At 73.0% G+C, this 8,771-nt stretch carries 4 protein-coding genes; 2 read left to right on the forward strand and 2 right to left on the reverse strand.

Going from position 1 to position 8,771, the window contains the following annotated elements; translation table 11 throughout:
* Nucleotides 1-73 precede the first annotated feature (73 nt).
* Entirely contained in the window at nt 74-3,481 is a 3,408-nt protein-coding gene (locus J7E93_RS33240) for an ATP-dependent DNA helicase (RefSeq protein WP_215073765.1), read from the reverse strand.
* 149 nt (nt 3,482-3,630) lie between these two features.
* Nucleotides 3,631-4,005 (reverse strand): MGMT family protein, encoded by a 375-nt coding sequence (locus J7E93_RS33245; protein ID WP_215073766.1) that lies wholly within the window; start codon nt 4,003-4,005, stop codon nt 3,631-3,633.
* 150 nt (nt 4,006-4,155) lie between these two features.
* Between J7E93_RS33245 and J7E93_RS33250 the strand changes: the two genes are divergently transcribed.
* Entirely contained in the window at nt 4,156-6,855 is a 2,700-nt protein-coding gene (locus J7E93_RS33250; protein ID WP_215073767.1) for a lysylphosphatidylglycerol synthase transmembrane domain-containing protein, read from the forward strand.
* A gap of 169 nt (nt 6,856-7,024) precedes the next feature.
* Nucleotides 7,025-8,590 (forward strand): alpha/beta hydrolase, encoded by a 1,566-nt coding sequence (locus J7E93_RS33255; protein ID WP_215073768.1) that lies wholly within the window; start codon nt 7,025-7,027, stop codon nt 8,588-8,590.
* Nucleotides 8,591-8,771 lie beyond the last annotated feature (181 nt).

The raw sequence follows: 8,771 nt of genomic DNA on the forward strand, positions 1-8,771 counted from the left end.
GTACCAGACTGACCCGCCGGGCGCGCGACCGCTACTCCGATCGGGTCACTTCCTGCCCTTTGGCCGCTCCGGGTCACTCCACGACGTGGCGGCCCTCCGGCTGGGCGCTGCACGAGGCGCGGAAGGTGCAGTGCGTGCAGTGCTGGCCGGTGGTGGGGGTGAAGCGCTCGTCCAGGACCCGGCCGGCCGCCGTCGCGAGCAGGTCGCCGACCCACTGTCCGGCCAGGGGTTCCTGTGCCTGGATCTTCGGCAGCGCGTCCCCGCCCTCCTTCTTGGGGGCGGCCTGGCGCAGCTGTACGAGTTCGGCGCCTCCCGGCTCCGGGCGGCGGCCTTCGAAGACCTCGTCCAGCGCTCCTTCGCGTACCGCGAGCTGGTAGACGGCGAGCTGGGGGTGGTGGGCGACCTCGTCCTTGGTCGGGGCGGACTTGCCGGTCTTGAAGTCGACGACGTAGGCCCGGCCCTGCTCGTCGGCCTCGACGCGGTCCATGGAGCCGCGGATCCGGACCTCGTACTCCCCCGCTTCCAGGGTGACGTCGAAGTCGTGCTCGGTGGCGACCGGGGCGCGGCCGCCGCGGTCCATCACGTGCCAGCGCAGGAAGCGTTCCAGCGCCACGCGCGCGTGCTCCTTCTCCTGGGCGGACTTCCAGGGCGCGTCGAAGGCGAGCGCGTCCCAGACCGAGTCGAGCCGGGCCATGAGGACGTCGAGGTCGGCGGGGGTGCGGCCGGAGGCGACCTCGTCGGCGAGGACGTGGACGACGTTGCCGAAGCCCTGGGCTGCGGTGGCGGGGGCGTCGGCCTTCACCTCGCGGCCCAGGAACCACTGAAGGGCACAGGTGCGGGCGAGCTGGTCGAGGGCGGAGCCGGAGAGGGCGACGGGGTGGTCGCGGTCGCGCAGCGGGACCTTGCTGTGAGTCGGCTCGAACAGGCCCCACCAGCGGTCCGGATGGGCGGCCGGGACCAACGGCTGGCCCTCGTCGTCGGTGAGCGCGGCGAGCTGGGCGAGGCGCCGGGCGGCGGCGTCGCGCAGCGCCTCGGAGGCGGCCGGGTCGACGGTGGTGGCGCGCAGTTCGGCGACGAGCGCGGCGACGGCGAGGGGGCGGCGCGGACGGCCTGTGACGTCCTTGGGCTCCGTGCCGAGTTCGGTGAGGAAGCGGGAGGGCTGGTCGCCGTCGTCGGCCGGGGCCTTGACCGCGGTGACGACGAGGCGGTCGCGGGCGCGGGTGGCGGCGACGTAGAAGAGGCGGCGCTCCTCGGCGAGGAGGGCGCCGGGGGTGAGGGGTTCGGCGAGGCCGTCGCGGCCGATGCGGTCGGCTTCGAGGAGGGAGCCGCGGCGGCGCAGGTCGGGCCAGAGGCCTTCCTGGACTCCGGCGACGACGACGAGGCTCCACTCCAGACCCTTGGCGCGGTGGGCGGTCATGAGGCGGACGGCGTCGGGGCGGGCCTGGCGCCTGGAGAGGGTGTCGGCGGCGATGTCCTGGGCGTCGAGCTCTTCGAGGAAGTTCAGCGCGCCGCGGCCGCCGACCCGGTCCTCGGCGCGGGCGGCGGTCTCGAAGAGGGCGCAGACGGCGTCGAGGTCGCGGTCGGCGTTGCGTCCGGCCGGGCCCCCGCGCAGGGCGGCGCGCTCCAGGCGGCCGGGCCAGGGGGTGCCGTTCCAGAGCAGCCAGAGGGCGTCCTCGGCGGTGCCTCCGGCGGCGAGGCGGGCGCGGGCCTGCTGGAGCAGCTCGCCGAGCCGCGCACCGCGGGCGTAGGACTGGTCGTGGGCGCCGAGACGTTCGGGCTCGGCGAGCGCGCGGGCGAGCAGGACGTCGGACGGGGGCGGGACCTTGTTCCCGCCGGCCCGCTCCTCGTCCCGCAGGGCGCGGCCGAGCCGCCGGAGGTCGGCCGGGTCCATGCCGGCGAGCGGCGAGGCGAGGAGGGCGAGAGCGGTCTCGGTGTCGATCCAGGCGGAGTCGGGCGGGGAGACGGTCTCCTCGCCGTCCGCCGCACCGGCGTCCGCAGCGGGACCGGCGCTCTCCTTCACGGTTTCTGCGTCCGCCCCGGACTCCGCCCCGGATTCCGAGTCGGATTCCGAGTCGGCGTCCGCCGTCGCCGCCGTCCGCAGGGCGAGGAGCAGGGGGGCCACCGCCGGTTCGTGGCGCAGTGGGGTGTCGGCGGCGTCCGTTTCGAGGGGGACGCCGGCCGAGGTGAGGGCGCGGCGCAGGGCCGGGACGGTGGTGCCCGCCCGGACCAGGACCGCCATCTCCTGCCAGGGGACGCCGTCCTCCAGGTGGGCACGGCGCAGCAGGTCGGCGATGTTCTCCGATTCGGTGGAGGCGGTGGGGTACGTGTACACCTCCACGCGGCCCCCGTCCCGTACCGCCGTCAGCTCGCGGTGCGCCCTGACCTTGTCGGCGGGCAGGCGCGGCAGCGGCATGCGCTGGGTGAGCCGGCGGGTCGCGGCGAGCAGATCGGCGCCCGAGCGGCGCGAGTTCGTCAGGACCCGGACGTCGGCGCCGCCGAAGGTGTCGGGGAATTCGAGGATGCCGTTGACGTCGGCGCCCCGGAAGGCGTAGATCGACTGGTCGGGGTCGCCGAAGGCGACCAGCGTGCTCCCGCCCGTCGCCCGACCACCGCCCCTCACGGACGCCCTTCGGGCGGCCCCTGTCGAAGGGCCGGCCAACGCGCGCAGCAGCCGCAGCTGCGCCGGGTCCGTGTCCTGGTACTCGTCCACGAAGACCGCGTCGTAGGCGGGCAGCGTCACGCGTTCGGACAGCAGGACCGCGCGGTGCACCAGCTCCGTGTAGTCGAGGACGCCCTGCAGGTCCAGGACGTCGAGGTACTCCGCGAGGAATCCGGCGGCCGCCTTCCAGTCCGGCCGGCCGACCCGCTGGGCGAACTCCGCCAGCGCCCGCGGCCCGAGCCCCAGTTCCCGCGAGCGCGCGAGCACGGCCCGTACCTCGTCGGCGAAGCCCCGGGTCGTCAGACAGGCCCTCAGCTCGTCGGGCCACCGCACCCCGCCCAGGCCCGTCTTCTCCAGGTCGATCTGGCCCGCGAGCAGTTCCCGTACCGCGAGGTCCTGCTCCGGTCCTGAGAGCAGCCGCAGCGGTTCGGCGAAGAGGTCGGCGTCCTGGTGCGCGCGGATCAGGGCGTAGCAGTACGAGTGGAAGGTCGTCGCCTGGGGCGGCCGCGCGCCGCCGAGCCGCGCCGCCATCCGGTCGCGCAGCTCCACGGCCGCCTTGCGGCTGAAGGTGAGGACGAGGATCCGCTCCGGGTCCGTCCCCTTCTCCACGCGGGCGGCGACCGCCTCCACCAGCGTGGTCGTCTTTCCGGTGCCCGGCCCGGCCAGAACGAGCAGCGGCCCGCCCGCGTGCTCAACCACGGCCCGCTGGGCTGCGTCCAGCTGAGGGGGCTCCACCCGGGCCGGGGTGGTCCGCACAAAGCGGTACGCACCCGTGGCCCGCCCCTGGTACGGCGCACGCCGGGTGGTGGAGGAGGAACTCACGTGGATCGACCGGTCCTGAACGAGAAGGTGGAGAGGTGTACGGGGCGAACGACGACGTTACGGGATACGGAGGGCACCCGAGTCGTACCCCGTACGGGCCTCCGTACCGTCATCGGGCCGCTCGGGCCCTCCTGCCATGGGCGAAGCTGTCACGTGTGAGTTCCCGCACCCGGACCCGCGGCGGGGTCCGCCCCGTCCCACCGGGCCCGTCGCATGTCGAGCTTCGGCACATGTCCTTCGGCGGCGCGGCCGGCCTCGCGCAGCGGGGTGCCCTCGTCGCGGTAGTGGCCGAGCGCGCGCAGTTCGTGGCCCGGCAGCAGCGTGCCGTCGGCGCGCACCACACGCCACCACGGCACCGCCCCGCCGTACAGGGCCATCGCGCGGCCGACCTGGCGCGGCCCGCCCTCCCCCAGCCATTCGGCCACGTCGCCGTATGTCATCACCCGGCCCGGCGGGATCAGCTCGGCGACCTCCAGTACGCGCTCCGCGTACTCCGGAAGCTCCTGCACGCTCATCCGCACCATCCTGCCTCACCGCACCGACAACGCCCTGATGCCTCCGGCGGGCGCCGCTTCATGCCACCATCGTCCGGGCGGTGACTGGTGATACGAGATCAAGAGCGACAAGAACACCAAGAAGAACGAGACTGGCAAGCAGCACAAGCAGAGACGGACATGGTGATGGGGCACGACGCTCGGCCTCCTCGGGAGGGGGCTCACCCCGACGTGCCCGGGGCTTCGGAGCCCGAGCGCGTCTCAGGCGACGAGCCGCTGCTCGCCGCCCGGGTGCACCGGCCCTCCGACCTGATGCGGCTGCTCGTCGGCGTCCTGGTGATCGCCCTCGTCGTCGCCATCGCCGCCTTCGCCCACGGCACCACCTCCGGTCTTGAGCAGGACATCAACAAGGGTGCCGGCGGCGCCCCGGACGTCTTCGTCAACATCGCCGGTCTCGTCTCCAGCATCGCCGTGCTGCTCGTGCCGGTCGCCTTCGCCATCGAGCGGCTGATCAAACGTGACGGACTGCGGATCGCCGACGGTGTTCTCGCCGCCGTCCTCGCCCACGGCGTCACCCTCGCCACCGACCTCTGGGTCGCCAGGGCCGCGCCCGGCACCATCCAGGACGCGCTGACCCAGCCGCAGGCCGGGGGCGGTCTCACCGACCCCGTCCACAACTACCTCGCCCCCGTCATCGCGTACATGACCGCCGTCGGCATGGCCCGCAGGCCGCGCTGGCGGGTGCTCCTGTGGACGGTGCTGCTGCTCGACGCCTTCACCATGCTGGTGGCCGGGTACACCACCGCGTTCTCGATCATCCTGACCGTACTGATCGGCTGGACCGTGGCGTATGGAACGCTGTACGCGGTCGGCTCCCCCAATGTCCGGCCCACCGGCCAGACCCTTCTCGCCGGGCTGCGCCGGGTCGGCTTCCGGCCGGTCACCGCACTGCGCGCCGAGGGAGTGGGGATTCCCGACTCGGCCGACAGCGGGGACCGCGGCCGCCGGTACATCGTGACGCTGGAGGACGGGCCCCCGCTCGACGTCACGGTCGTCGACCGCGAGCAGCAGGCGCACGGCTTCTTCTACCGCGCGTGGCGCCGGCTGACACTGCGGGCCATCACCACCGGCCGCTCGATCGTCTCGCTGCGTCAGGCGCTCGAACAGGAGGCGCTCCTCGCGTACGCGGCGATCGCCGCGGGCGCCAACGCGCCGAAGCTGATCGCCACCTCCGAGCTCGGCCCGGACGCCGTGATACTCGTCTACGAGCACCTGGGCGGCCGGACCCTGGACTCCCTGGACGACAAGGAGATCACCGACGACCTGGTGCGCAGCTCCTGGCGTCAGGTGCGCGCCCTGCAGTCGCGCCGGATCGCGCACCGCAGGCTCGCGGGGGACGCGATTCTGGTGGATCGTTCCGGCAATGTGATCCTGACCGATCTGCGAGGCGGTGAGATCGCGGCGGGTGATCTGGTCCTGCGGATGGACATCGCCCAGCTCCTCACCACGCTCGGTCTGCGGGTGGGCGCCGAGCGGGCGGTGGCCGCGGCCGTGGAGGTCCTCGGCCCGGACGCGATCGCCGACTGTCTCCCCCTTCTCCAGCCGATCGCCCTGAGCCGCTCCACGCGCGCGACGCTCAGGAGACTGGCCAGGGAGCGGTCGAAGCGGGAGCGCGAGGCGGTCCTGGAGGCCTCGGAGCTGGCGAAGCGGGCCCGCGCGGAGGCCGCCGCACCCGGCGAGGAGGTGACGGCCGACGGCCGGACGGACCGCAAGGCCGACCGGAAGTCCGACCGGAAGTCCGACCGGAAGATCGAGAGGGCGGAGAAGCAGGCCGAGAAGCGGGCCATCGACGTGGCGCTCGACGAGGCCCGGGAGGAGGACCTGCTGGCGCAGATCCGCCAACAGGTCCTGCTGATCCGGCCGCAGGCACCGGTCGAGCCGGTCCGTCTGGAGCGGATCAAGCCCCGCACCCTGGTCAGTCTGATCGCCGGCGCCGTCGCCGCGTACTTCCTGCTCTCGCAGATCGCCAGCACGCCCCTTTCCACGATCAGTCAGGCCGACTGGCGGTGGGTGGCGGCCGCGGTGCTGTTCTCGGCGCTGAGCTATGTGGCGGCCGCGATGAGCCTGCTCGGCTTCGTGCCGGAGCGCGTCGGGTTCTGGCGGACCGTGATCGCCCAGGTCGCCGGCTCGTTCGTGAAGATCGTGGCGCCCGCCGCGGTCGGCGGTGTCGCGCTGAACACCCGCTTCCTCCAGCGCTCGGGGGTGCGTCCGGGGCTCGCTGTGGCGAGCGTGGGCGCGTCGCAGCTGTTCGGCCTCGGCGCGCACATCATGCTGCTGCTCGCCTTCGGCTATCTGACGGGTACGGAGAAGTCGCAGTCCTTCACCCCGTCGAGGACGGTCATCGCCGGTCTGCTGACGGTGGCGGTGCTGGTGCTGGTGGTCACCGCGATCCCCTTCATGCGGAAGTTCGTCTCGACCCGGCTGCGCTCGCTCTTCGCCGGTGTCGTGCCGCGCATGCTGGACGTGCTCCAGCGGCCGATGAAGCTGCTCACCGGCATCGGCGGCATGCTGCTCCTGACCGCCACCTTCGTGCTCTGCCTGGACGCCTCGATCCGCGCGTTCGGCCACGACAGCCAGGGCATCAGCTACGCGAGCGTGGCCGTCGTCTTCCTCGCGGGCAACGCGCTCGGCTCGGCGGCGCCGACCCCGGGCGGTGTCGGCGCGGTGGAGGGCGCGCTCACCTTCGGTCTGGTGGCGGTGGGTCTCCCGCTGGAGGTCGCGACCCCCTCGGTGCTGCTCTACCGTCTGCTGACCCTGTGGCTGCCGGTGCTGCCCGGCTGGGTGTGCTTCAACTGGCTGACGAAGCGGGGCGCGCTCTAGGAAACACCGGCCGACGAACCGGGTGACGTACCGGCCGACGTACCGCGCGAAGCACCAGGTGACGCGAGCCCGGCAAGAGCCTTCGGTACGGGCGGCCCCGCCGGTCGGTGGGCCACCCGGGTGGCCCAGCCGCCGCGCGCGGGGGCTCGTCCCGGCCCACGATGGCCCTATGCCGATCTCCGCCGCTCAGCGCGCCGTCCTGCTCACCGCGACCGCCGTGCTGCTCGCCGCCGGATGCTCGGGCAGCGGCGACAAGGGCGAGGAGAGCGACGCCCCGACCGATTTCGCGGGGCTCGCCGCGCAGCGGCTGGAGTGGGCCCCCTGTGCGCCCCCGTCCGCCGCGGAGGGCGGCGGGCCGCCGCCCTCCCCGCTGCCGGGCGGCGCCGCCTGGGAGTGCGCCTTCATGGACGCGCCGCTCGACTACGACGAGCCCGACGGCGAGACCTTCGAACTGGCCCTGATCCGCGCCAGGGCCGCCGACCCGCAGAACCGGATCGGTTCCCTCGTCTTCAACTTCGGCGGGCCCGGCGGCTCCGGCCTCACCGCCCTGCCGTCCTTCGCCTCCCACTACGAGAAGCTCCGCTCCCGCTACGACCTGGTCTCCTTCGACCCCCGGGGCGTCGGCCGCAGCGAGGACGTCGAGTGCGCGACCGACAAGGAGCTCGACGCGTACTACGCCCTGGACTTCAGCCCGGACGACGCCGCCGAGGAGAGGGCCCTGTCCGACGCGGAGAAGAAGTACGCGGCCGGCTGCGAAGAGCAGTCCGGCAGGATGCTCCCCTACGTCGGGACCGAGAACGCCGCCCGGGACCTGGATCTGATGCGCGAGGTCCTCGGCGACGACAAGCTCTACTACTTCGGCGTCTCCTACGGCACGGAACTCGGCGGCGTGTACGCCCACCTGTTCCCGAAGAAGGTCGGCCGGGCGCTGTTCGACGCCGTCGTGGATCCCAGCTCGGGCACCGAGTCGGGCGCCCTCGCCCAGGCCAAGGGCTTCCAGCTCGCCCTCGACAACTTCGCGAAGGACTGCGTCGCCCGCGGCGACGCGTGCGCCCTGCCGGGTTCGACGGTCGACGAGATCGAGTCCTTCATCACCGGGCTGCTGGCCGAGCTCGACAAGAAGCCGATCCCGGGCATCGGGGACCGCGAACTCACCCAGTCCCATGCCGTCAACGGCATCGCGCAGGCCCTGTACTCCAGGCAGTACTGGCAGTACCTGGAGCAGGCCCTGGACGCGGCCGACGGCGGCGACGGGGCGCTGCTGCTCAGCTTCTCCGACTCGATGAACGGACGGAACCAGAACGGCGTGTACAACAGCCTCCAGGCGGCGAACACAGCCGTCAACTGTGTGGACTTCAAGGAGCGTTACACGCTGGGACAGGCCAAGGAGCACCTCTCCGAGTTCCGCAGGGCCTCGCCCGTCTTCGGCGACTTCATGGGCTGGTCCCTGGCCGGCTGCTCGGACTGGCCGGTCCCCGGCGTCTGGGACCGCCTCGACGTCTCCGCGCCCGGCGCCGCCCCGATCCTGGTGCTCGGCACGACCGGCGACCCGGCGACCCCGTACGAGGGGACCCGGGCGATGGTGAACGCCCTCGGCAAGGGCGTCGGCGTGGAGCTGACGTACGACGGCGAGGGCCACGGCGCCTACAACAGTGGCAACGCGTGTGTGCAGAACACCGTGAACGCGTACTTCCTCGACGGGAAGGTGCCGGCCTCCGGGACCGTCTGCAGGTGACCGCCCCCGGCGGACCGCGGGCCGCCGCCTAGGTGTATTGCCCCGGGAGGTTGTGGACGGGTGATGCACGTCTCGGCTGAGGCGTCTTGAACGGGTGAGGGCCTTCCGGGTTCGGTGTGGATTGCGACATCTCCACCGAACGACAGAAGGCCCTCATGCCCCACCGTAATGCACCCCTGAC

The sequence above is a fragment of the Streptomyces sp. ISL-36 genome (assembly GCF_018614205.1).
GTDB lineage: Bacteria > Actinomycetota > Actinomycetes > Streptomycetales > Streptomycetaceae > Streptomyces.

What these genes read in the sequence shown, in the direction of transcription:
- J7E93_RS33245 (WP_215073766.1), bottom strand. Translation starts at nt 4,005, where the DNA reads ATGGTGCGGATGAGCGTGCAGGAGCTTCCGGAGTACGCGGAGCGCGTA.
- J7E93_RS33250 (WP_215073767.1), top strand. Translation starts at nt 4,156, where the DNA reads ATGGTGATGGGGCACGACGCTCGGCCTCCTCGGGAGGGGGCTCACCCC.
- J7E93_RS33255 (WP_215073768.1), top strand. Translation starts at nt 7,025, where the DNA reads ATGCCGATCTCCGCCGCTCAGCGCGCCGTCCTGCTCACCGCGACCGCC.